The organism is Mesorhizobium huakuii, from assembly GCF_030160235.1.
Taxonomy (GTDB): Bacteria; Pseudomonadota; Alphaproteobacteria; order Rhizobiales; family Rhizobiaceae; genus Mesorhizobium; species Mesorhizobium huakuii.
Window position 1 is genome coordinate 68,091 of the sequence record NZ_BSNY01000021.1, and the last position, 22,709, is coordinate 90,799.

Sequence of the window (22,709 nt, forward strand, 5' to 3'; positions counted from 1 at the left end):
ACCGAAGCATCAACTCGAGATCGAACAGGTTATGGACAGCTATACCAGTCGCTGTCCGGATCAAGCCCCAGGCACGGTCCGGACACCGGCCCCGTCAACAGATTTGATTTCCGGCATGTGGCGCCTGTCGGGCCTGGGCAGGGCATAACCCGCCCTCGGCTCGCCTTGCCGTCCCGCTGGGCCGCAAGAGGTGAGCCATGAACACCAACATCATCCCCTTCCGCACACGCTCTGTCTCGCGCTCCGCTTCAACCGCGCGGCCGTCCGTTGCAACAACGCGCGGCCTGGCGGGCAAGGCCGGCTTCACCATGCCGCTGACCCGGCTCGTCTGCGTCTGGTGCCGCGGCTCGACGAGCGGCCGGCTGGAATGCGGCTGGACGCGGGAACGGCAGCCCGTCTCCGAAGAGGCCGTCAGTCGTAGAACGGCCCTCTTGCAACGCGCTGCCTAGGCCCCTCTTCGACGCAGCCCAAACGCCCGCACTGACGGCGGGGGCCTGGCACCCAGCGCGACCACCTCCCGGTCGCAGCCTTCCGCATGCCTGCAATCACCCTCCCCCCAAGCCACACTGCAATCGGCCCATCATCCGGATGGCCCGCCATGATCTTCCTGTCGCACAACCGCAATTCGCTGGGCGAGGCCGCGGCGCTCGCGCGCGGACGCATCGCTCCCAACATCTACGACACCATCGCCTTTGCCATGCTGGTGGCATTGCTGGTGCTCCTGGCGCATGGTGCCGCAGGCATGCGCGCGCCGAGCACGCTGCTCACCACCTCGCCGGTCACGCTCGGTCTCGCCAATTTGCCGGACTATGCGCTGCGCACGACGCTGCGCATGTTCGCGGCCATCATCGTGTCGCTGATCTTCACCTTCACGGTGGCGACGCTGGCCGCCAAGAGCCGGCGCGCCGAAATGGTGATCATTCCGGTGCTCGACATCCTGCAATCCGTGCCGGTGCTGGGCTTCCTGACCTTTACCGTGACCTTCTTCATGGGCCTGTTTCCCGGCAGCCAGCTCGGCGCCGAATGCGCCGCGATCTTCGCCATCTTCACCAGCCAAGCCTGGAACATGGCGTTCTCGTTCTACCAGTCGCTGCGCACCGTGCCGGGCGATCTCGACGAGGTCAGCCGCGGCTTCGGCCTCTCGGCGTGGCAAAGGTTCTGGCGGCTCGAGGCGCCGTTCGCGGCGCCCGGCCTGGTGTGGAACACCATGATGTCGATGTCCGGCGGCTGGTTCTTCGTCGTCGCCTCCGAGGCCATCACCGTCGGCAACACCACCGTGCAACTGCCCGGCATCGGCTCTTGGCTGGCGCTGGCCATCGACAAGCAGGATTTCAAGGCCGTCGCCTGGGCGGTGCTGGCGATGGGCGTGCTCATCCTGCTCTACGACCAGCTGCTGTTCCGGCCCGTCGTCGCCTGGGCCGACAAGTTTCGTTTCGAGCAGACGGCCGGGCAGGAAAAGCCCCGCTCCTGGGTCTACGACATACTGCGCCGGGCCCGGCTGCTACGGACCGTGGGGCTGCCGATCGCCTGGCTGTGGCAGCGCGCCATGCTGCTTCGCCTGGGCCGGCGGACCCCGCCGGCAACCACCGTCGCATCACGCCGGTTTTCTCGATTGCTCGACTTCGCCTGGCTCGGCCTGGTGTTGCTTGTCGCGCTGTGGGGCGGCATCGAAACGGTGTTGTATCTCGGGCAGACCCTTGGCTGGAATGATGTCATTGAAGCCTTCAGCGGCGGCCTTCTCACCTTGCTGCGCGTGATCGTGCTGATCGCGGTCGCCAGCGTCATCTGGGTGCCGATCGGCGTCTGGATCGGACTGCGGCCGGCGGTCGCCGAGCGGGTGCAGCCGCTGGCGCAGTTCCTCGCCGCCTTCCCCGCCAATGTGCTGTTTCCGTTCGCGGTGATCGCCATCGTCGCCACCGGCGCCAGCCCCGGCATCTGGCTGTCGCCGCTGATGGTGCTTGGCACGCAATGGTACATCCTGTTCAACGTCATCGCCGGCGCCAGCGCCTTCCCTTCCGATCTCAAGGAGGCGGCCAGGGTCTTCAAGATACGGTCCTGGTCGTGGTGGAAGAATGTCATGCTGCCGGGGATCTTCCCCTACTACATCACCGGCGCGCTGACCGCCTCGGGCGGCTCGTGGAACGCCTCGATCGTCGCCGAACTGGCAAGCTGGGGCAACACCAGGCTCGAGGCCTTCGGGCTCGGCTCCTACATCGCCAAGGCCACCGAAGCCGGCGATTTCCCGCGTGTCATCCTCGGCATCGCCGTGATGTCGCTCTTCGTCACCCTCTTCAACCGCACGCTCTGGCGCCCGCTCTACGTCTTTGCCGAACGCCGCATGCGGCTCGACTGACCCCTTCTTTCAGGAGACTGATTATGAACCAAGCAGTCATCACCAAGGCCCTTCCGCTCGTCGAAGTCCACGGCGTCTGCCAGACCTATGACAAGGGCAGCGCGGGCAAGCTCGTCGTCCTCGACCAGGTCGGGCTAACTCTCGTCTCCGGCGAGATCGTCGGCCTGCTCGGCCGCTCCGGATCCGGCAAGTCCACCTTGCTGCGCTCGATCGCCGGCCTGATCCGGCCGAGCGAGGGCGCCATCGCTTTCGAAGGCAAGGCTGTTTCCGGCACGCCGGACGGCATCGCCATGGTCTTCCAGAGTTTTGCGCTGTTTCCCTGGCTGACCGTGCTGCAGAATGTCGAACTCGGACTCGAGGCGCAGGGCGTCTCGCCGGCCGAGCGCCGCAAGCGCGCCCTTTCGGCCATCGACCTGATCGGCCTCGACGGCTTCGAGAACGCCTATCCGAAGGAACTGTCGGGCGGCATGCGCCAGCGCGTCGGGCTCGCCCGCGCCCTAGTGGTGCATCCAAAAGTGCTTCTGATGGATGAGCCGTTCTCGGCGCTCGACGTGCTGACGGCCGAGACCCTGCGAACCGACCTGCTCGACCTCTGGTCGGAAGGCCGCATGCCGATCGAGTCGATCCTGATGGTGACGCACAACATCGAGGAGGCGGTGCTGATGTGCGACCGCGTGCTGATCTTCTCGTCCAATCCCGGCCGTGTCGTCGCAGAACTGCGGATCGACCTGCCGCAGCCCCGCAACCGGCTGGACCCGGCCTTCCGCGCCCTGGTCGAGGACATCTACGCCCGCATGACCGCCAGGAAGGAGCCGGGCAGCCCTCCCCGCGACGGCGTTTTCCCGGGTACGGGCATCGCCATGGTGCTGCCGCGCGTCTCGACCAACCTGCTTGCCGGCCTGATCGAGGCGGTCGCTGCGCCGCCTTACAACGGCCATGCCGACCTGCCGCCGTTGGCCGCCAGCCTGCAGCTCGAAATCGACGATCTGTTCCCGATCGCCGAAACGCTGCAGCTGCTGCGCTTTGCCGAATTCGCCGAGGGCGATATCCGGCTCACTCCGGCCGGCAAACGCTTCGCCGAAAGCGAGGTCGACGCGCGCAAGCAATTGTTCGCGCAACAGCTCGCGACCTATGTGCCGCTGGCCGGCCACATCCGCCGCGTGCTCGACGAGCGCGCCAACCACAAGGCCCCGGCCCGGCGCTTCCGCGACGAGCTGGAGGACCACATGTCGGAAGGCTATGCCGACCAGACGGTGCGGGCAGTCATCAGTTGGGCCCGTTACGCCGAGTATTTCGCCTATGACGAGGAGAGCGACCTGTTCACGCTCGACAACCCGACATAAGCGATCCGCGCGCCGCGCCTGGTCACGACACCGGCGCCGCGCCGCCCTCTTCCGTTCGCCGCGCGATGAATTCGTCGAGCACGCCGGCTGTGACGGCGGCCGAAGCGGGCGGCTCGAAATCGGCAAGGATGCGTTTCCAGATACCGGTGGCGCGCTCGCTGGCGGTCTTTGATCCGCTTTGCGTCCAGTTGCCGAAATTCGACCAGTCGGCCACCAGTGGCTCATAGAATGCGGTGCGGTAGCGGCTCATCGTGTGGCCGGCCGAGAAGAAATGCCCGCCCGGCTGCACTTCGGCGATGGCCTCGAAACCGATCGCGTCGTCGTCGCCAGGAGTTGCCGCGCAAAGCTCGGCAATCGACTGCACCGCCTCGATGTCGGTGATCAGCTTCTCGAAAGAGACACTCAGGCCACCCTCCAGCCAGCCCGCGGCGTGGATGCAGACGGTGGCGCCGGCAAGCACCGATCCCCAAAGGGCGAACTGCGACTCATGGGCTGCCTGCGCATCGGAAATGTTGGCGGCACTGCCGGCGCCCGAACGCCAGGGAAGGCCGATGAAGCGCGCCAATTGGCCGGCCCCCAGCGTCGCCTTGACGTGCTCGGGCGTGCCGAACGCCGGAGCGCCCGACTTCATGTCGACATTGGAGGAGAAGGAACCGTAAAGCACGGGTGCGCCCGGGCGCACGATCTGCGCCAATGCCAGACCGGCCAGCGCCTCGGCATGCTGAAGCGTCAGCGCGCCGGCGACCGTGATCGGCGCCATGGCCCCGGCCAGGCAGAACGGCGTGATGACCAGCACCTGCCCGGCGCGGGCGAAATCGATGATGCCTTGCGCCATCGGAATGTCGAGCTGGCGCGGTGAATTGGTGTTGATGATGGTGTAGCAATAGGCGCCGGCGCGGAATTCATCCTCCGACAGCCCGCGCGCCAGCCGGATCATCTCAAACCCATCCTCGACCTGCGGCGTTCCACGAGCGAAGACAAAGGGGAACTTGTCGGACAGCGTCAGCTGCGCGCGGTTGACCGCATAATGGCGAAAGCGGTTGTCGACATCCTGCGGCTCGATGCAGGGGCAAAGCATGTGCAGTACGTCGAAGTGCTGGATGAGCTTGGTCAATTCCTCGAAGGCGCCGAGCGTTCCCGGCCGGCGGCCGCGTTCAAGATCGGTGACGTTGGGCGCGCCGGCGCCGGCGAGGAACGTCATCGAGCCGAGTTCGAGCAAAAGATCGCGGCTGCGGTCGCCCGCCAGCGCCGGAATTGATTTTGGCGCCGAGGCCAGTGCCGCCGCCACTATGTCGCGGCCGATGCGCACCATATCGGTGTCCGGGTCCACGAGCGCACCGGCGCGGGCGAAAATCTCCCGTGCCTGCGGCAAGAGCACCTTGATGCCGAGCTCCTCCAGCACGCGCAGCGCTGTGTCGTGGATGGAAGCCACCTGGTCATCCGAAAAGATCGGCTGCGGCAGAAACGGGTTCTTCAGCGATCGGTAGTTGGGCCGGCGGCTGCTTTCGCTGCCGGCTTCGCCGGTGCGTCCACGCCGGCGCTCGCGCCTGCTGTCTCGTGCCGCGTCGTCGATCATTGAAAAATCCTCCTCATTGCCGCATCGCCTTGCCCGGGGGATCGTAGGGCGACGCCGCGATGACACGAGCCGGCCGTTCGACGCCGACAATGTGCACCGAAAGCGCCGTACCCTCCTCGGCAAAATCGCCGTCCACCAACGCCAGCGCGACGCTCTTGCCGATCGTGTAGCCAAAACCGCCAGAGGTAACGAAGCCGACGCGTCGGCCCTCATGCCAGACCGGTTCGAAGCCGCTGGCGTCGGCATCGAGCGCGTCGACCTCCAGCGTCACGATCCGTTGCGAGATGCCTGCCTTGCGTTCCCTCAGCGCCGCCTCGCGGCCGACGAAATCGCCCTTGTCGAAGGCGATGAAACGGTCGAGCCCGGTCTGGCCCGGCGTGTAGCCCTGCGTGAATTCGCGCGACCAGATGCCGAAGCTTTTTTCCAATCGCAGCGCATTCAGCGCGTAGTAGCCGATCTCGGCCAGGCCGAGATCCTCGCCGGCGGCAAGCAGCGTCCCGCGCAGCGTGGCATGCATGGTCCCCGGGCAGTTGATCTCGAAGCCCAGCTCGCCCGCTATGGACAGGCGGGCAACCCGCGCCGGCACCATGCCGATGTCGAACGCGCCGCAGGCCATGAACGGCAGTGCCGCGCCGGAGACATCCTGATGCGTCGTGCGTTCCAGGATTTTGCGCGCATTCGGCCCAGTCAGCAGGAAGCCGCTTGTCGCGTCGGAAATGTCGGTGACCGTGACGCCCTCTCCTGCCTGGCTCTCGAACCAGCGCATGTGGAATTCCCTGAGGTAGTAGGAGCCCATCAGCCAGTAGTCGCCGCCCCAATTGATCACGGTGAGGTCGCCCTTCAGCCGCCCGTCCGGTCCGAGCATCGGCGCCAGCCGCGCCTGCCCGGCCTTCGGCAGCCGGCAGGCCAGCAACCGGTCGAGCCATGCCTCCGCACCCGCGCCGGACACGCAATACCGCGCATAGGCCGAGATATCGACGAGCCCGGCGGCACGCCGGACCTGCAGAGCTTCGTCGCCGACGATGTCGAAGGCGTTGGAGCGCTTGAGCGTGGTGTTCTCGCGAAAGCCCATCGGCGCGAAATAGGCCGGGATTTCCAGCCCCCACGACGCCGTCCATTCGCAGCCGGCGGCGCTCATGCCGTCATAGGCGCCGGGGCGTTTCAACGGCCGGCCCGCCGGCAGCCGCTCATTGGGGAAAGTCATGACGAAACGGCGCGCATAGAATTGCCGCGTCGTCTGTCTCAGATATTCACGGTTGGCGGCAAAGGCGCCGTAGCGGGCAATGTCCATGCCGAAAATGTCGGCCTGCGGCTCGCCATGGATCATCCATTCGGCCAGCGATTTGCCGACGCCGCCGCCCTGGCTGAAACCGGCCATGACGCCGCAGGCGACCCAGTAGTTTTTCAGGCCGCGCACCGGTCCGACGATCGGATTGCCGTCGGGGGTAAAGGTGAAAGCGCCGTTGACCCATTTGCGGATGCCGGCGCTCGCCAGGCAGGGAAAGCGCTCATGCGCCTTGGCGAGTTCCGGGCTGATGCGGTCTATGTCTTCCGGGATCAGCTCGATGCCGTAGTCCCATGGCGCGCCGTCCATGTTCCAATGCTTCGGGTTCTGCTCGTAGACGCCGAGCAGCACGCCCTTGCGCTCCTGGCGCAGGTAGGAAAAGCCGTCGAGATCGACGGCGATGCCGATCTCCCGGTCGAGCGCGGCGATCTCGGGAATGTCCTCGGTGATGAAATAATGGTGTTCCATCGGCGTCACCGGCAGGTTGACGCCGGCCATGCGGCCGAGCTGCTTTGCCCACAGACCGCCGGCGTTGACGACATGCTCGGCGATGACGGTGCCCTGCTCGGTGACGACGTCCCAGTGGCCGTCCGCGCGAGACTTCAACTCGACGACACGGTTGCGCAGGATCACGTCGGCGCCACGCTTTTTCGCGGCGCCGGCATAGGCGTGCGTCGTTCCATAGGGGTCGAGATGGCCTTCGTTGGAATCATGCAGACCACCGAGCACGCCAGTGACGTCGACGATCGGACAGATTTCCTTGATCTCGTCGGGAGTCACCAGCCGGGCGGTTTCGATGCCGACCGACTGGAACACCGCCCAGGCCGATTTCAGCCATTCCCAGCGCTGGGGATCGCTGGCCATGTTGACACCGCCGGTCATGTGCAGGCCGATATCCCAGCCGGACTCGGCCTCGATCTCGCGGTACAGCTTGATGGTGTAGTCCTGCAGCGCCGCGACGTTGGGATCGGCATTGAGCGCATGAAACCCGGCTGCCGCGTGCCAGGTCGAACCGGCGGTCAGTTCCGCGCGCTCGATCAGCGCCACGTCAGACCAGCCGAACCGCGTCAGATGGTAAAGCACCGAGGCGCCGACCACCCCGCCCCCGATCACGACTGCACGGTAGTGCGACTTCAAGGCTTCCCTCCCGGTCTGTCAGAAGCGCAACATACAGCACTAGACATAAGTGTCCAGTACTGCGCTTGCATGCCCGGACGGGCGTGTGGGGATGGTCCATTCTTCCCCGCGAGCGCGTGTTTTTCCCGGCCAGTGCACATGCCGGCGGACAGGCATGCCGCACTGTCACGCAAGCATCATGTTCGCGCCTTAGACCGCTTTTCGGGGGGCGGCGCGCGGCATCATCGATGTACCGCCTCGTTCAGCTTTTTCGCTCTTCGACCGCTCCGGCACATCTGTCACAACGAGGATCATCCATGAAACACCCGCACCGAACCGCCTCGCTCGGCGTCGCGCTGGCCTTGTTCACCGCCTTGACGCCGGCGCTCGCCAACAGCACCGCGACCGCCGGCGGCCTCGTCAACAAGGGTCTGGTCGGCGTCGGCCGCATCCCGGCCGCACAGCGCGACAAATTCGGCGAGACGTTCGGCTCGGGTTCCGGCATGGCGATCGACACATCGAGCTGGAAGCATGATGTGGGCACTTACAAGGGTTCGCTCTGGCTGCTGCCGGACCGCGGCTACAATGTCGCCGGCACCACCGACTACCGGCCGCGCCTCAACACGATCGGCATCGAGTTCACGCCGGCGGCAGCAGGCGCCGCTGGCCAGGAGCAGACCGAAGTCAAGGCGACGCTCACCGACACCATGCTTCTGACCGACGACAAGGGCGCTGATGCCACCGGCCTCGATCCGCTGTCGGATGTGCGCGCCGCTGTCGGCGACATGCCGATGCTGCCCGCCGCCACCAACGGCAAGCTCGCCCTCGACAACGAGGCGATCGTGCGGCTGCCCGACGGCTCGATGTTCATCTCCGACGAATACGGCCCCAACATCTACCGCTTCTCGGCGCAAGGCCGCCTGCTGTCGGCGACGCAGCCGCCGGCCGCCCTGGTGCCGATGCGCAAGGGCGCGCCGAACTTCTCCTCGGACAATCCCGGCCCGGGTGCCGCCGAGCCCGATCCGAAGGATCCCGAGACCGGCCGCCAGAACAACCAGGGCTTGGAAGGCATGGCGATGACGCCGGACGGCAAGTTCCTGATCGCCGTGCTGCAGTCGGCGACCAGGCAGGATGGCGGCGATTCAGGCTCGACCCGGCAGAACACCAGGGCTCTGGTCTATGACGCCTCCGACCTCGCCCATCTCAAGCTGGCGCATGAATATGTCGTGCCGCTGCCGGTGTTCAAGGACGCCAAGGGCAAGACCAAGGTCGCCGCGCAAAGCGAGATCGTGGCGCTGTCGGACACGTCCTTCCTGATGCTGGCGCGTGACAGCGGCAACGGCCAGGGCGTCAAGGGCGACACCTCGCTTCTGCGTCAGATTTTCGTCGTCGACGTTTCGGCCGCGACCGACATCGCCGGCGGCCCTTTCGACGCCGCTGACAAGCCCGTCGCGCCCAAGGGCGTGCTCGATCCGTCGGTGACGCCGGCCAAGCTGACGCCGTTCATCGACATCAACGACAATGCGCAGCTCAATCGCTTCGGCCTGCACAATGGCGCGCCGAACGACCACAACAATCTCTCGGAAAAGTGGGAAGCAATGTCGCTGGCCAGCGTGCTCGATCCGAAGCTGCCCGACGACTATTTCCTGTTCGTCGCCAATGACAACGACTTCCTCGCCCAGGACGGCTTCCAGGTCGGCGCGCCCTACAAGGCCGATGACGGCGCCAATGTCGACACCATGTTCCTGGTCTATCAGGTCACGCTTCCCGGCCTGGCCAAGAAGTAATCACCACCATCCAGGCGGACGCGCTCGACGCGTCCGCCTGAGTGTGAAGGCTTATTTCAAGAACTCCGCGTCCTTCGGCACGCCCGCATCGATCGGCTCGGCCGTCCTGCTCGACACCGCCATGATCTTGCCGGCAGCCGACAGGTTCGGCCGCACGAAGACCGGCGCGGGACCGTTGACGCGGCTGTAGAGGTCGATGATGTCCTGGTTCATGAAGCGCACGCAGCCCGACGAAGCGTTCTTGCCGATGGAATCCCACTCCGGCGTGCCGTGCAGCCGGTACATCGTGTCCTTGCCGTCGCGGAAGAGGTAGAGCGCACGGGCGCCGAGCGGGCTCTGCGGCCCCGGCGGCATGCCGTCCTTGAATTTCGCCAGTTCCGGCCGGCGCTGGATCATTTCCGGCGGCGGCGTCCACACCGGCCATTTCTTCCGTGCCTGGACCACGGCGCTGCCGGTCCAGCCGAAACCGGCCTTCCCTAGGCTGACGCCATAGCGGATGGCCTTGCCGCCGTCGCGCACCAGATAGAGGAAGTGCTCGGAGACATCGACGACGATGGTGCCGGGCTTTTCTCCGGTCGGGTCGGCCACGATCTGGCGCACGAACTTCGGATCGAGCTTGGCCACCGGGATTGCCGGCAGTTGATAGCCTTCGTCGGTACGCGCCGCGTACATGGTTGCGGTATCGCCGAACGCCGTGTCGGGTGGCGGCGCGGCCACCGGCGGCGGCGTCACCACTTCCGTCGTGGTACACGCCGAAAGAGCCATCGAGGCTGCGCCCAGAGCGGACGCACCAAGAAACGCGCGCCGGTTCAGGCGCTCGGAAAACAGCGGATTATCGGACATGACCCCCCCGGCTATTCGCAAGATCTGATAGGAATGCGGGCCCCACGCCCCAGGGGATCAATAGCCCATTCCGGGACCTTTGAGAACATGATTAGATCAAGGTGCGCCGGCAGACCTCCGGCGAACCTTTTCCGACACCGCATCGACCTGCCCCGTTGAATCGGCAATGATGGTGGAACGGATCCAGATCACTTTGCCGAGTTGCCTGCCATGGACGAAAAAATGCCCGCGCGCCGGCGCACCGGCGACCTCACCAGCGGCCCGATCCCACGCACGCTGTTGCTGTTTGCCTTGCCGGTTCTGGGCTCCAACGTGCTGCAGTCGCTCAACGGGTCGATCAATGCAGTCTGGGTCGGCCGCTTTCTCGGTGAATCGGCGCTGACCGCCACCTCCAACGCCAACCTCGTCCTGTTCCTGATCCTGGGCACCGTGTTCGGCATCGGCATGGCGGCGACCATCCTGGTGGCGCAGTCGGTCGGCGCCCGCGACCTACCCGAGGCGCGCCGCATCGTCGGCACCAGCGCCACCTTCTTCTTCTTCGTTTCGGTGGTCTTCGCCGTCTACGGCTGGATCTGGGTCGATGCCATCCTCAACACGCTCGGCACACCGGCGGACGCCTTGCCGCTGGCGCGTTCCTATCTGCGCATCATCTTCGTCGCCGTGCCGATGATGAACCTTCTATCCTTCGTCATGACCGTGCTGCGCGGTGCGGGCGATTCACGCACCCCCTTCATCTTCATGGCGCTGGCGGTCGTCCTCGATATCGTGCTCAACCCGCTGCTGATCCGCGGCATCGGCCCCTTCCCCGAACTTGGCATCGCCGGTTCCGCCACTGCGACGCTGATCGGCCAGACGGTGAGCGTCATCGCCATCCTTGTCGTGCTCTATGCGCGCAAGCACCCGCTGCGGCTCGCCGGCGCCAATCTCGCGCTGTTGCGGCCCGACCCTGCCTTGCTGCGCATCGTCGTCTTCAAGGGCGTGCCGATGGGCCTGCAGATGATCGTCATTTCGGCGGCGGCCCTAACGGTGATGGGCATCGTCAATTCCTACGGTTCGCAGGTCGCCGCCGCCTACGGCATCGCCGCGCAGCTGTGGACCTATATCCAGATGCCGGCGCTGGCCATCGGTGCCGCGGTCTCCTCGATGGCAGCGCAGAATGTCGGCGCCGGCCGCTGGGACCGGATCGGCCGCGTCGCCGCCTCCGGCGTCGGCTTCAACCTCGTCCTGACCGGCGCCCTGGTCGCGCTGCTGTGGCTCTTCGACCGACCGATCCTCGGCCTGTTCCTGAGCAGCGACAGCGCGGCGATCGACATCGCCGCGCACATCAACACAGCCGCGTCATGGTCGTTCATCCTGTTCGGCATCACCATCGTGCTGTTCGCCACCGTGCGCGCCACGGGCGCGGTGATGCCGCCGCTGATCATCCTGGTGATTTCGGTGCTCATCGTGCGCACCGGCTTTGCCTATTTCATGCGCGGCGTGATCGGTGAAGAAGCTCTGTGGTGGAGTTTCCCGGCCGGCTCGATCACCTCGCTGGTGCTGGCGGCCGCCTATTACCGTTTCGGCGGCTGGCGCAGCTTGCACATGATCGAGAACAGGCCGGCCGCCGGGGAGCCGCCGGACACCGGGCTTGGCGTGCCACGCGGCCGCGCCAACATGGCGCCTGAAACGCCAAACGGTTGAGATCGGCCCGCTTTCTCTCAATGCCTGTGTTTTAGCCCAAAGCCCAGCGCCACCAGCGCAAAGACGATGATCATGCCGGCAAATGCCAGGCTTGCGGCGACAGCGTTGACGTAGGTCGAGATGATGCCGACGCCGATGACGGGCAAGGCATTGCCGGTAAAGCAGCAGACGAAGAAGCTGGACACGAGTTCCGCGCGGCGGTCTTCTGGCGCTATCTCGTTCACCACCTGCAGGCCGCCTCGGTAGCCAAGCGCCGCCACAACACCGCAGCAAGCGGTTGCGGCGACCATCAGCGCCATGGAAGCCAGCATCTGCGCCATCACCACCAGCAGGACGCTTGGGATCATCAAGGCCAGCGCGGCCAGCATTGCCTTGCTGCTCTGCATGCGCATCAACATCACGATGCTGACCGCCGTAACGATCGCCAGTTCGAAGAACAGCGCGCCGGCGACAGTGTGGTTGGCTTCATGGAGTTGCTGTGCCAGGATGCTCGGTGACACGGCCGCGTAGAAGCCGACCAACGCCATCGCCCCAAAACCGGTCACCGCCGGCGCAACGAAGCTCGCACGGATCTCCTCCGGCACGGAAAGTTGCGGCCGCATGGAAACGCGCCTGAGGCTGCCCGGCTTCGCCACCGTTTCGCGGGTGCGCCAGACCAGGATCGTCACCACCACAAGGGCTGCCAGATAGGCAATGAAGATCAGGCGCAACGGCCAGGGCTCATATTGCGCCAGCAGTCCCGAGGCAAGCGCGCCGAAGCCGAGGCCGAGGAAATTGGTGCTGGTGGTGATGACGCTGGCGCGCGACCTCTCGGCGTCGGGGAGAAGCTCGGCGATCCACGCGGTTCCTGTTCCCGCGCCGATGCCGATGCCAAGCCCGCTCAGGATCCGGGCCACGTCGAGTGAGAGCACATTTTCAGCGAACAGGAAAACAAGCGCACTGAGGATCGCGATGATCATGGCCGCGACGGCCGCGGGCCGGCGTCCGATAACATCCGACACGCCGCCGAACATCAGCAAGGCGCCGAGATTGCCCACGACATAGACCGCGTAGACCAGCGTCAGCGTGATCTGCGAAAAGCCGAATTGCTGTTTGTAGATGATATAGAGGGGCGTCAGGACCGTGCTGCCGGCAAACAGCACGGCGATCATCGCCGCGACGGTGCCGATTGCAACAGCGTTGCCGTCAGCCCCTTCTTGCGTATGCGCCAAATCGCGATAGGCCATGGCCATCCTCGTCACTGGCTTTAGGGGATCACGATCTCAACGCGCTTTCATCGGCGACGTTCCCAGCGTCCGGCAGCCTCCTGACATCGCCGGACTCTGCCCGCTGACCGAACAGAAATGGGCCGGGGCTGGCAGCCCCGACCCATCGCGGCATCCCTTGCGGTTCAGCCGACCCTATTTGCAGGGAAATCCGGGCGCGATTTTGCACTTGCCGGGACGCGGCTTGTGCGGCGGGCGATGGTGAGGAGGACGATGGTGCGGCCTGTGGTGCCAATGCGGCGGCCGATGCGGCGGGCGCACGATGATAACAGGCGGGCGAACGATATGGGCCCGCGCGAGATAGCCGGAACTGGCCCAGCCGCTGATGCCGCCGCCATGGATCCTGCACCAGCCCGGCTCGCAGCCGCTGACATTGACCCTGAGGCCGGCCGGCAGCGTTCCGACCTTGGCGTATCCGGCACCGGGGCCGCTGCGCACGTTGAGGTTGGTCGTGGTGTGGGCGCTGTAGGCGAAGGCCGTGCCGGATGTCCCGAAGACGGCGGCCAGCAAGGTCGCGATCACAAGCAGAAATCGAAATCTCATCGCTCCCTCCATTCGATCCCCTGCCGTTTGACAGCTTCGACCAGGGGTTGCATCGAAAAGGGAGAGAAGACAGCAGGAAAAGTCAACAAGTGGCCAACGCCAATCATCATGTTCAATGGCTCCGGTGCGCCGGTTTTCCCAGACATAGTTGAGGAATTTCCCGAGTGCCGTTTATCGGCCCGGGAAGTTGCGCTAACAGTTTACTGTCTTTCGACAATTCGTTGCGGGCACGGGCGGGGATCATGGGCAAAGGCAGGGTCGAGGCATTCACCGACGGCGTGGTGGCCATCATCATCACCATCATGGTGCTGGAGTTGAAAGTGCCGGAGGGTGAGGATTTCTCGGCCCTGGTGCCGCAACTGCCGATCTTCCTGTGCTACGTGCTGTCATTCATCAATGTCGGCATCTACTGGAACAATCTGCACAACATGTTCCACACAGTGCAGCGCGTCGACGGCGGGGTCTTGTGGGCGAACCTGTATCTGTTGTTCTGGCTGTCCCTGATGCCGGTAACGACCGCCTTCATGGGCGAGAACCATTTCGCCACGGTTCCCGTCGCGGTCTACGGCTTCGACCTCGCAATGTGCGCGACCGGCTACGCCATCCTGGTCCTGGCACTGCACCGGCTGCATGGTCAGGGCACCGCCTTCGCCAAGGCAATCGGCACTGACCGCAAGGGAAGGATTTCGCTTGCCGTCTATATCGCGGCCGTTGCGCTTGCCTTCCTCAACCGGTGGATCGGTGTGGGCCTCTATGTTGTCGTCGCCCTGGTGTGGCTTATACCGGACACGCGTTTTTCGCGCGTTCTCGAAAAATAGCTCGAAGAAGCAGCTCTATTTACGCATCGCCTTCAGCTTTTCGGCGACCGACGCCGCGAGATCGGCGTAGCGCTCCTCCAGCCGTTCGGCTGCCTTGATGATCGAGAAATCATGGCCGAATTTCTCCAGCGCCATGCGTAGTTTCTCGACGAACTCGGCCTGTTTTTCCAGCGCGGAAAACAGTGTCTTCACCTGGGCTTCGCTGATATCGGGGTTGGCAAGCATCTGCGGCACCTCCCGCCCCATCTGGTCACCGGTGGCGGTCTGCTCTTTCAGAATTGCGATCCAGTCCGTCAAATAAAAATCTCCATGCTCCCCCGGCAAAAGTCTCCTTTTGCCCCGGCAGCATGCGCAGCCGCGGCCCTGCTGGTCAACCCGAACACGTGCTGACGAAGGCTTGCGCAAGCCCGTTCCGGCGCTAAGTTCGGCGCCATCGAGAAAAGGATGCTGTTGCTCATGATCACCGACGCCGAAATCCAGAACGCCCTGCCCGCGCTTGGCCCGGGCAACACCGCCGTCATCACCGGCGCCGCCAGCGGCATCGGTCTGGCGGCCGCCAGGCGGCTTGCGCTGATGGGCATGAAGATCGTACTCGCCGACATTGGGGGCGCGCGCCTTGACGATGCCTCCCGCGCCGTCTCGGCCATTGCCGGCGACGATGCCGTGCTTGCCGTCGCCGCCGATGTTTCGAAGGCCGATGAGGTCGATCGTCTCGCTGACCGGGCATTCGGCGCCTTCGGCGAGGTCTCGCTGCTGATGAACAATGCTGGCGTCGGCGACAATCCTGGGAAACCCTGGGAAAACCGCGATGGCTGGAAACGGCTGCTCGACATTAATTTCTGGGGTGTCGTGCATGGCGTCGAAGCCTTCGCGCCGCGCATGCTGGCGTCGGCCAAGCCGGGCCTGATCATCAACACCGGTTCCAAGCAAGGCATCACCACGCCGCCCGGCAACCTCGCCTACAATGTCTCCAAGGCCGGCGTGAAGACATTCACCGAAGGCCTGGCGCATGCGCTGCGCAACGAACCGGGCGACCGCCTGTCTGCGCATCTGCTCATCCCCGGCTTCACCTATACCGGCCTCACCGAGGGGGCGACGGAAAAGCCCGCCGGCGCCTGGAGCGGCGAGCAGGTCATTGATTTCATGCTGGAATCCCTGGTCAAAGGCGACTTCTACATCCTGTGCCCGGACAATGAAGTGGCACGGCCGCTGGATGAAAAGCGCATGGCCTGGGCGATCGGCGACATCATCGAGAACCGCCCGGCCTTGTCGCGTTGGCACCCCGATCACAAGGATGCTTTCGCGGCCTTCATGAAAGGCTGATCCGCAAGCCCTCACGCCACGTGCTTTTTCGGAGCTCGCTTTTGCGCCACGGCCTTCCTTGCGGCCATGGCGGCGATCTTTTCGTCATGCCGCCGCGCCGCCCGCTCGCACTTGTCGCGGATTTCCTCGACCTCGGATTCCGTCAGGTGCTCGATGCCGATGAAATTGTTATGGCCCTCACTGACCCGGATCAGCTCATCGAGCTTGGCCTGGATCGCCGCGCCATCGCGGTTCTGCGTGTTCTGGATCAGGAACACCATCAGGAAAGTGATGATGGTCGTGCCGGTGTTGATCACCAATTGCCAGGTGTCCGAGAAGCCGAAGAATGGTCCGCTCACCGCCCAGACGACGACGATCAGACAGCAAACGGCAAAGGTCAGCGGCAGGCCGGTTACATGGGCGACCCAGTTGGCGATCTTGGTAAAAACCTTTTCCATCTGTCGAAATCCCTGAACAACTGCCGCGATGAGAAACAACCGGCGACCGTCTCGGGTTCCCGCCGGCAACAAATACATCAGGTGCAATTGGGCACACGCAAAGCGCGAATGCAGCGGAAAACACACCTTATCGGTTCGGTGTCATCGTAACTGTGCAGGCAAAAGTGCCTGTTCGCTCCGCTTCACAGCGGTTTACCTCCAGCCCCTTCCGCTGCGCCACCCCCGCATGGCGGAAGGGGTTTCAGTCCAGAAAGCGCGGATGATGGCCTGCGCGGCGGTGACGGCCAGGGCCAAACCGTTGTCAGCGAAAGCCTAGACGGCGTCGTTTTCCCAACGATCAAGGAAGGCCTCGATCGACATGGACTGGATGTCGGGAACCGCCCTGGCGAATTTCTCGACCGGCCAGTCCCACCAGGCGAGCGCTTCGATCCGCGCCGCTATGTCGGGAGCAAAGCGCGGCCGCAGCGGCTTTGCCGGCACGCCGGCGACGATCATGTAGGACGGCACGTCCTGCGTCACCACCGCATTGGCGCCGATGACCGCGCCATTGCCGATCGTGATGCCGGGCATGATCACCGCGCCATGGCCGATCCAGACGTCATGGCCGATGGTCACGGCCTTCGCCCGCCGTCGCTCGCGGAACGCCGCATCGACGCCCAGCCAGCGAAAATATTCGTTCGGCCGATAGCTGACCTTGTGCTGGGTCAGCCGCTCGATCGGATGTTCGAGCGCGTTGATGCGGCTGTTGGCGGCGATCGAGCAGAATTTGCCAATGGCTGTGTAGATGGCTTCCGAATGACGCTCGAAATAGGAGAAGTCGCCGACGCTCACCTCGCGCAGCACCACCCGCTCGCCGATCGAAGCATAGCGGCCGAGCTTGCACGCCTTCAGCTCCGCGGTCGGGTGGATGCGCGGCTCGGGATCTTTCAGGACGAGGTTTTCGGTGCGGTCCATGCGCGCGGCTTTACGCCCGAGCAATTACTCCCGCAAGGCAGGAGCAATTGTCCGTGGGTCAATCCGCACAAAAAGCTCATCCGCCTATTTAGGCTTGCCCTTGCTCCACACCACGTTCTGGCCGTAGAGCGGCACCGTGGTGACCGACATCTTGGCCGAGCCGTTCTGCACCTGGCGCGAATGCGAGAGATAGATCAGCGTCTCGTTGGTCTTGTCGTAAATGCGGTTCACCACCTGCTTCTTCCAGATCAGGCTGATGCCTTGCTTGAAAACCTCCTCGCCGCCCTCGCTCATGTCGATGTCGCCGATGGTGATCGGGCCGGTCTGACGACAGGAGATCGAGGAATCGGAGGGATCCTCGAACCAGTTGCCCTTGTGCAGGCGGTCGATGAGGCTGCGGTCGAAATAGGAGACATGGCAGGTCACGCCATCCACCTTCGGGTCCTTGATCGCTTCGACGATGATGTCATTGCCGACCCAGTCGACGCCGACCTTGCCGACTTCCTCGGCGACGGCGCTGCCGGCGCCAAGCACGACGCACGCGGCCAAGGCGCCGCCGATCAGTTTTCGCCCAATCCGTTCGCGCCCAACCAGTTCGAGCAAAGGAGCCTCCTGCGGTTCGAGTTGCCGGTATCAGGTGGGACGCGTCGTGCGGCTTTGCAAGCACAAGCGTCAATACCACCGCGGTTGCGGCATCGCGGCACTTTGCCTGCGCAAGGCCAAACCGCTAAGACTGTCGCACCGGCGCGGCATTGAGCCGGCGCGATGATTTCTGCGGACGGACTTTTGTGATGATGCGTTCTATCCTGGTCGGCATTCTCGTCCTGATGGCAGCCGGCATCGGCTGGCTGACCTTCGACTGGTATCGCGGCCATTATGGCGGCGAACCATTCGGCGCGCCCTTCACTCTCGTCGACCAGAAAGGCGCACCGATCACCGAAGCCGCCTTCCGGGGGCAGCCCAGCGTCGTCTTCTTCGGCTTCACCCACTGCCCCGAAGTCTGCCCGACCACGCTGTTCGAGCTCTCCGGCTGGCTGAAGACGCTCGGCGACGACGGCAAGAGCCTGCATGCCTATTTCGTCTCGGTCGACCCGGAGCGTGACACGCCGGCGGTGATGAACGCCTATGTCAGCAATTTCTCCGACCGCATCACCGGCATCACCGGCGACCCGGACAAGGTCCACGCGATGGCCAAGTCCTTCGGCATCTACTGGAAGAAGGTCGACACCGGCGACGGCGACTACACGATGGACCACACCGCCTCGGTGCTGCTGCTCAACGCCAAGGGTGACTTTGCCGGCACGATCGCCTATGGCGAAAGCGCCAGCACCGCCGTGGAGAAGCTGAAGCGCCTCGCGGCCAAGGGTTGATAAGAATCCCTATGACCCAGACGCGGCTTCATTTCACCACCGGCAAGATCGAGGCCGAGCGCATCTTCGCGGCGCTTGAGCTGGCCTTCGAGGATGAGGGCCTGCCGATCGCCGTGCTCGAGCTCGACGAGGACCATGACATCCACGAGGTCTCGCTCTACGCCGATGGCGATGTCGACGCGGTCGAGGCGCGGGTGAAGGACATTCTTGCCGGCCTTGCCCTGTCGAAGCCGGTCGAGCGCGAAGTGCTGCCCGACATCGACTGGGTGGCGCGTTCGCTGGAAGGCCTGAAACCGGTACGCGCCGGCCGTTTCTTCGTCCACGGCGCGCATGACCGCAGGAAGCGCCACAGCGGCGAACTCGCCATCGAGATCGAGGCCGGCCTTGCCTTCGGCACCGGCCATCACGGCACCACATCAGGCTGCCTGGAAATGCTGGAGAAAGTGGTGCGGCGCGAGCACCCGCGCAATGCGCTCGACCTCGGCACCGGCAGTGCCGTGCTGGCCATCGCCGTCGCCAAGCTCGCGCATATTCCGGTGCTCGCCACCGACATCGACCCGGTGGCGGTGAAGGTCGCCGCCGCCAATGCGAGGCTCAATCACGTCAAGGCGCTTATCGAAACGGTCACCGCACCGGGCTTCCACCATCCGATCTTCGGCAAGCGTGCGCCCTTCGATCTGATCGTCGCCAACATATTGGCGCGGCCGCTGATGCGGCTGGCGCCGCAAATGGCCGGCCACATCGCTCTTGGCGGCTCGATCGTCCTGTCAGGCATCCTCGAGCGCCAGCGCGACGCCGTCATCTCGGCCTATGTCGGCCAGAATTTCCGGCACGTGCGCACCTTGCACCGCGAAGGCTGGGTGACGATCCACCTCAAGCACTAAGAACGGCAAGGCGATTGCCGATCCTCGACGGTCCCAACGCTTAGAATTTGATGCCCAGATTGGCCTTGAGGCCATTGTCGAAGGCATCCGGCCCGAACTGTCCGGCATAGGACAGGCCAAGGGTGGCGTTGCGCGCCAGTTGCACGTCGAAGCCGGCTTCGACCAGCATCGCATCCCTGGCGATCGGCACGCCGGCGATGGTGAAGTCGTTACCGCCGGCAAAGGCGACGGTCGACAGCGGCGTCACGTCGCCGAAGGCATGACGCCAGCCGAACATGCCGCGCGCGGTGGCCGCCACGCCACCAATGGCGATGTCGGTGGAGGCCCTGACACCGAGCGTGGTGAAGGTCGCATCCGACGTCGAGCTGCTGCTGGTCAGCGCCGCGGCGCCGCCGTTCTCCGCGAAGCCGTCCGTGTGCAGGTTCACATAAGCGAGATTGGCGAAGGGCTCGAAGGCAAAGGGTCCCGCATCGGTCTTGTAGGCCAGTTCACCGAAGGCCTGCGCGGTCGCGGCGTCATAGTCGGCCGAAAGACTGTCGGCAAAACCCTGGAAAGTGACGGATCGCGATGTCGAGATCCGGTGCCAGGTGTAGGCGGCGCCGGTGCGGAAGGCGATGGCGCCCCAATTGGTCCCGCCATAAAGGCCCAGATGGTAGTTGTCGCTGTCGCCGGAAGAATGCCTGTCGTCGGCATCGAAGCTGGTGCGGCTGTAGCCGCCGACCACGCCGACGCGCCAGTCGCCGGCCAGGCCGTCGGCGCCGACCAGCAGGCCGCCCGTCGAACGGTCGAAGGCGGCCGCATTGCCGTCGCTGTCGGCACCGCCCCAGGAGCCAAAACCCTGCGACCAGACGGCGAAGCGATCCGTGTCGGCGGCAACGGGCTGAACGCCCTCCTCGCCATAGGCCATGACCGGCAGCGCGGCGGTCTTGCCGCTGTCGCCGAAGGCGGCACTCAGGCGCGCCGTCACCGCGTCCTGCAGCAAGTGGCTGTCCTGGAGAAGCATGCCCTTGGCCGAGGCATGGATTTCGCCCGAAAGCTGGTCGAAAGCGGCCTGCGCCGCCGCATCGCTCGGCAAGGCAAGCACCGCGCTGACCAAGGCACCGCCGGCTGCGCTGCCCAGCCCGTTACCGGTGGCGATCTGGTTCGGTGTCACACCCGCGGAGCTGAAGGTCTTCGTCTGGGTGACGTCGACATAGGCACGCGTCGCATCCGACGTGGTGCTCAGCCTGACGAAGGCCGAGACCTGCGGATCGCCCACCAGGGTAAAGGTACCGCCGACGCTGGCGGCTTCGAGCACCGTGTAGCGGGCTCCCGCCACAAGGTCACTCGGCCCTATGTTGGTCACGGTCAAGCCGGCGCCGCTGACGATAGTGGCCGCGCCGGACACGTGGATCAGATCCGAAAGACCAGCTGAATTGAGTTCCACCGCGTAGGTCGAGCCGGCCTCGAACTTGGCGGTGTTATTGACGGTCAGCGTGCCGATCGCGTTTTTGCCGGGCGCGACCGTGCCGGCAGCATCGAGCGCGCCAACCGTGCCGCCGCCGCCGAGTGTGGCGCCGCTGTCGACTGTAACCCCCGCATTACCAACCGAGCCGGAGACCAGCAAGGCGCCTGCTTTCACCTCAACCCCACCCGACAACGGGCTCGAACCTGACAGCTCGAAAGTTCCCGTCCCGTCCTTGATCAGTCCGTTGCTGCCGGTGATGACGCCCGAAAACACCGTCGAGCCGTTGTTGCCTCCGGTCGTCAGCTTGCCCGTCCCGGCAATGACCGTTCCCGCGCCGGCAAGCGAGCCGATCGCCTGGTCGAAATTGTTGAGATCGAGCGTGGCGCCGCTTTCGATCGTATAGGCGCTGTTTGCGCTGAAAACGTTGGCGCTCAGGCCCGCCTTCAGCGTGCCCTGGGCGACGTCGGTGGCCGTGGCATAGGTGTTATTGCCGGCAAAGCCGTCCACCGTCAGCGTTCCGGCTCCTGTCTTGGTGAACGTCCCGCTCGGCGTGCTGTCGTCTCCCATGCTGGCGGAGGTGCTGACGTCGAAGCCGTTTGTGTCGATGGTGCCGCCAGCGGCGCCGAACAGGATCGAACCATTGGCGAGGGTGAGGTTCGCACCGGCCTGCAGCGTGCCGCCGTCGAGCGTGATCGGACCCAGGCCCAGAGCATGATCGGCGGTGACCTGGACCGTTCCCTGCTCGATCCGGGCGCCCAAACCGAAACTGTTGCCGTTGTTGGTCAGCACAAGCGTGCCGACGCCGGTCTTTACGATTGCCGAGGCCTCGTCATAGTCCGAAATCAGGCCGGTATAGGTGGCCGTTCCCGAACCGACGTGAATGGTCGGGCTGGCGTTGACGAGCAGATCGTTGGCGATCGAAATACCGGACTGGATATCGATCACCGTTCCACCGAAGGCGGAGAGCCGACCTGTTCCCAGCGCGATATTGTTGCCGAGGCTGAGCGTGCCGCCATAGAGGTTGGTGCCGCCGGTGTAGGTGTTTGCCCCATTCAAGGTCAGCAAGCCATCACCGCTCTTGGTGAGGCCCGCGCCCGAGATCACTCCATCCGCCGTGAAATGAGCACCGGCGTCGACCTTGAAAACGGTGTCGGAGGCCAGATTGAAACTGGCGCTGGCGTCCAGATCGGGAAGGACATTGTTCGTCTGCACATTGATCGCGGCCTGCCCGGAGGCCGCGAAATTCAGGCCACCGTTTGTAAACCGGTAGCCGCCGGAGCTGCTCGTGGCATTCAAGTTCAGCGTGCCGACCGTGTAGGGCCCGCCTGACAGGTCGACGCTGTAGCCGAGCCCCTGGTCCGGCGCATCGTGGTTGAAGTTCGCGACCGCATCGACGCCGTTGGGAACCGTTGCGGGAGTCCAGTTCGCGGCGGTACCCCAATTGCCGCTGCCGTGAACGAAATCCTCGGCCGAGGCTGCGCCAGACATGATCGGCGTCATGGCGGCCGCAACAAGCCCGGCTAGCAGCAAGGCCGGAAGGGACGTGGACGACAGAAGCGGGCCCGCAAGCCGCGCGTCGCTTTCGCCTTTGGCACGCGCTGCGGAACCAGAATGTCTCATGTAAATCCCCTCGACCGACCATCCATTGGCTGAATCGACCCTAGAAGCCCGTGGCGACGCTA

At 64.7% G+C, this 22,709-nt stretch carries 19 protein-coding genes; 9 read left to right on the forward strand and 10 right to left on the reverse strand.

The window, feature by feature from the left end:
• Nucleotides 1–197 precede the first annotated feature (197 nt).
• The 3 genes from QQK95_RS10580 (at nucleotide 198) to QQK95_RS10590 (ending at nucleotide 3,696) form a co-directional block, all read left to right on the forward strand.
• On the forward strand, nucleotides 198–449 hold the full coding sequence (locus QQK95_RS10580; RefSeq protein WP_284271998.1) for a hypothetical protein: 252 nt from the start codon (nucleotides 198–200) through the stop codon (nucleotides 447–449).
• A gap of 149 nt (nucleotides 450–598) precedes the next feature.
• A complete protein-coding gene (locus QQK95_RS10585) occupies nucleotides 599–2,353 on the forward strand; it encodes an ABC transporter permease (protein ID WP_284272000.1) in 1,755 nt (584 codons plus the stop codon).
• A gap of 23 nt (nucleotides 2,354–2,376) precedes the next feature.
• The gene (locus QQK95_RS10590) at nucleotides 2,377–3,696 is read left to right on the forward strand and encodes an ABC transporter ATP-binding protein (RefSeq protein WP_284272003.1); all 1,320 of its coding nucleotides are present in this window, start codon (nucleotides 2,377–2,379) and stop codon (nucleotides 3,694–3,696) included.
• A 22-nt stretch (nucleotides 3,697–3,718) separates the two neighbouring features.
• Here QQK95_RS10590 and QQK95_RS10595 read toward each other — a convergent pair whose 3' ends face one another.
• Nucleotides 3,719–5,272 carry a trimethylamine methyltransferase family protein gene (locus tag QQK95_RS10595; RefSeq protein ID WP_284272006.1) on the reverse strand — a complete coding sequence of 518 codons (1,554 nt, stop codon included), beginning with the start codon at nucleotides 5,270–5,272 and terminating at the stop codon, nucleotides 3,719–3,721.
• A 13-nt stretch (nucleotides 5,273–5,285) separates the two neighbouring features.
• The gene (locus QQK95_RS10600; protein WP_284272008.1) at nucleotides 5,286–7,694 is read right to left on the reverse strand and encodes a GcvT family protein; all 2,409 of its coding nucleotides are present in this window, start codon (nucleotides 7,692–7,694) and stop codon (nucleotides 5,286–5,288) included.
• Nucleotides 7,695–7,990: 296 nt separating this feature from the next.
• On the opposite strand from QQK95_RS10600, the gene QQK95_RS10605 reads away from it, so the two are divergent.
• The gene (locus QQK95_RS10605) at nucleotides 7,991–9,460 is read left to right on the forward strand and encodes an esterase-like activity of phytase family protein (RefSeq protein ID WP_284272010.1); all 1,470 of its coding nucleotides are present in this window, start codon (nucleotides 7,991–7,993) and stop codon (nucleotides 9,458–9,460) included.
• A gap of 51 nt (nucleotides 9,461–9,511) precedes the next feature.
• On the opposite strand, the gene QQK95_RS10610 is transcribed toward QQK95_RS10605, so the two are convergent.
• Entirely contained in the window at nucleotides 9,512–10,303 is a 792-nt protein-coding gene (locus QQK95_RS10610) for a L,D-transpeptidase (RefSeq protein ID WP_284272012.1), read from the reverse strand.
• A gap of 210 nt (nucleotides 10,304–10,513) precedes the next feature.
• On the opposite strand from QQK95_RS10610, the gene QQK95_RS10615 reads away from it, so the two are divergent.
• Nucleotides 10,514–11,986 (forward strand): MATE family efflux transporter, encoded by a 1,473-nt coding sequence (locus QQK95_RS10615; protein WP_409371677.1) that lies wholly within the window; start codon nucleotides 10,514–10,516, stop codon nucleotides 11,984–11,986.
• Nucleotides 11,987–12,003: 17 nt separating this feature from the next.
• Here the strand turns inward: QQK95_RS10615 and QQK95_RS10620 are convergent, their stop codons facing one another.
• Nucleotides 12,004–13,212 (reverse strand): MFS transporter, encoded by a 1,209-nt coding sequence (locus tag QQK95_RS10620; RefSeq protein WP_284272018.1) that lies wholly within the window; start codon nucleotides 13,210–13,212, stop codon nucleotides 12,004–12,006.
• A gap of 174 nt (nucleotides 13,213–13,386) precedes the next feature.
• Nucleotides 13,387–13,794, reverse strand: coding sequence for an SH3 domain-containing protein (locus QQK95_RS10625; protein WP_284272020.1), 408 nt, complete (start codon nucleotides 13,792–13,794; stop codon nucleotides 13,387–13,389).
• 242 nt (nucleotides 13,795–14,036) lie between these two features.
• Here QQK95_RS10625 and QQK95_RS10630 point away from each other — a divergent pair, with 242 nt between their 5' ends.
• Nucleotides 14,037–14,612: a TMEM175 family protein gene (locus QQK95_RS10630; protein ID WP_284272023.1), complete on the forward strand. Its 576-nt coding sequence runs from the start codon at nucleotides 14,037–14,039 to the stop codon at nucleotides 14,610–14,612.
• A gap of 15 nt (nucleotides 14,613–14,627) precedes the next feature.
• On the opposite strand, the gene QQK95_RS10635 is transcribed toward QQK95_RS10630, so the two are convergent.
• Nucleotides 14,628–14,909, reverse strand: coding sequence for a hypothetical protein (locus QQK95_RS10635; RefSeq protein WP_095773965.1), 282 nt, complete (start codon nucleotides 14,907–14,909; stop codon nucleotides 14,628–14,630).
• A gap of 159 nt (nucleotides 14,910–15,068) precedes the next feature.
• Here QQK95_RS10635 and QQK95_RS10640 point away from each other — a divergent pair, with 159 nt between their 5' ends.
• Nucleotides 15,069–15,935: an SDR family NAD(P)-dependent oxidoreductase gene (locus QQK95_RS10640; RefSeq protein ID WP_284272559.1), complete on the forward strand. Its 867-nt coding sequence runs from the start codon at nucleotides 15,069–15,071 to the stop codon at nucleotides 15,933–15,935.
• 11 nt (nucleotides 15,936–15,946) lie between these two features.
• Here QQK95_RS10640 and QQK95_RS10645 read toward each other — a convergent pair whose 3' ends face one another.
• From QQK95_RS10645 to QQK95_RS10655, 3 genes are all read right to left on the reverse strand, one after another.
• On the reverse strand, nucleotides 15,947–16,372 hold the full coding sequence (locus tag QQK95_RS10645; protein ID WP_284272027.1) for a low affinity iron permease family protein: 426 nt from the start codon (nucleotides 16,370–16,372) through the stop codon (nucleotides 15,947–15,949).
• Nucleotides 16,373–16,684: 312 nt separating this feature from the next.
• Entirely contained in the window at nucleotides 16,685–17,326 is a 642-nt protein-coding gene (locus tag QQK95_RS10650; protein ID WP_284272029.1) for a transferase hexapeptide repeat family protein, read from the reverse strand.
• A gap of 84 nt (nucleotides 17,327–17,410) precedes the next feature.
• On the reverse strand, nucleotides 17,411–17,929 hold the full coding sequence (locus QQK95_RS10655) for a CreA family protein (protein ID WP_284272033.1): 519 nt from the start codon (nucleotides 17,927–17,929) through the stop codon (nucleotides 17,411–17,413).
• A 188-nt stretch (nucleotides 17,930–18,117) separates the two neighbouring features.
• On the opposite strand from QQK95_RS10655, the gene QQK95_RS10660 reads away from it, so the two are divergent.
• Entirely contained in the window at nucleotides 18,118–18,696 is a 579-nt protein-coding gene (locus QQK95_RS10660; protein ID WP_284272036.1) for an SCO family protein, read from the forward strand.
• Nucleotides 18,697–18,707: 11 nt separating this feature from the next.
• Complete coding sequence (locus tag QQK95_RS10665; protein WP_284272038.1) at nucleotides 18,708–19,580, forward strand: 50S ribosomal protein L11 methyltransferase; 873 nt, start codon at nucleotides 18,708–18,710, stop codon at nucleotides 19,578–19,580.
• 40 nt (nucleotides 19,581–19,620) lie between these two features.
• Here the strand turns inward: QQK95_RS10665 and QQK95_RS10670 are convergent, their stop codons facing one another.
• Nucleotides 19,621–22,515 carry an autotransporter outer membrane beta-barrel domain-containing protein gene (locus QQK95_RS10670; protein WP_284272040.1) on the reverse strand — a complete coding sequence of 965 codons (2,895 nt, stop codon included), beginning with the start codon at nucleotides 22,513–22,515 and terminating at the stop codon, nucleotides 19,621–19,623.
• Nucleotides 22,516–22,709: the final 194 nt, after the last annotated feature.

Bases quoted from the DNA above. Each gene is read 5' to 3' on its own strand.
- QQK95_RS10610 (WP_284272012.1), bottom strand. From the start codon at position 10,303: ATGTCCGATAATCCGCTGTTTTCCGAGCGCCTGAACCGGCGCGCGTTT.
- QQK95_RS10650 (WP_284272029.1), bottom strand. From the start codon at position 17,326: ATGGACCGCACCGAAAACCTCGTCCTGAAAGATCCCGAGCCGCGCATC.
- QQK95_RS10630 (WP_284272023.1), top strand. From the start codon at position 14,037: ATGGGCAAAGGCAGGGTCGAGGCATTCACCGACGGCGTGGTGGCCATC.
- QQK95_RS10585 (WP_284272000.1), top strand. From the start codon at position 599: ATGATCTTCCTGTCGCACAACCGCAATTCGCTGGGCGAGGCCGCGGCG.
- QQK95_RS10640 (WP_284272559.1), top strand. From the start codon at position 15,069: ATGATCACCGACGCCGAAATCCAGAACGCCCTGCCCGCGCTTGGCCCG.
- QQK95_RS10670 (WP_284272040.1), bottom strand. From the start codon at position 22,515: ATGTCTGGCGCAGCCTCGGCCGAGGATTTCGTTCACGGCAGCGGCAAT.
- QQK95_RS10665 (WP_284272038.1), top strand. From the start codon at position 18,708: ATGACCCAGACGCGGCTTCATTTCACCACCGGCAAGATCGAGGCCGAG.
- QQK95_RS10605 (WP_284272010.1), top strand. From the start codon at position 7,991: ATGAAACACCCGCACCGAACCGCCTCGCTCGGCGTCGCGCTGGCCTTG.
- QQK95_RS10615 (WP_409371677.1), top strand. From the start codon at position 10,514: ATGGACGAAAAAATGCCCGCGCGCCGGCGCACCGGCGACCTCACCAGC.
- QQK95_RS10595 (WP_284272006.1), bottom strand. From the start codon at position 5,272: ATGATCGACGACGCGGCACGAGACAGCAGGCGCGAGCGCCGGCGTGGA.
- QQK95_RS10625 (WP_284272020.1), bottom strand. From the start codon at position 13,794: ATGAGATTTCGATTTCTGCTTGTGATCGCGACCTTGCTGGCCGCCGTC.
- QQK95_RS10660 (WP_284272036.1), top strand. From the start codon at position 18,118: ATGATGCGTTCTATCCTGGTCGGCATTCTCGTCCTGATGGCAGCCGGC.
- QQK95_RS10620 (WP_284272018.1), bottom strand. From the start codon at position 13,212: ATGGCCTATCGCGATTTGGCGCATACGCAAGAAGGGGCTGACGGCAAC.
- QQK95_RS10590 (WP_284272003.1), top strand. From the start codon at position 2,377: ATGAACCAAGCAGTCATCACCAAGGCCCTTCCGCTCGTCGAAGTCCAC.
- QQK95_RS10580 (WP_284271998.1), top strand. From the start codon at position 198: ATGAACACCAACATCATCCCCTTCCGCACACGCTCTGTCTCGCGCTCC.
- QQK95_RS10645 (WP_284272027.1), bottom strand. From the start codon at position 16,372: ATGGAAAAGGTTTTTACCAAGATCGCCAACTGGGTCGCCCATGTAACC.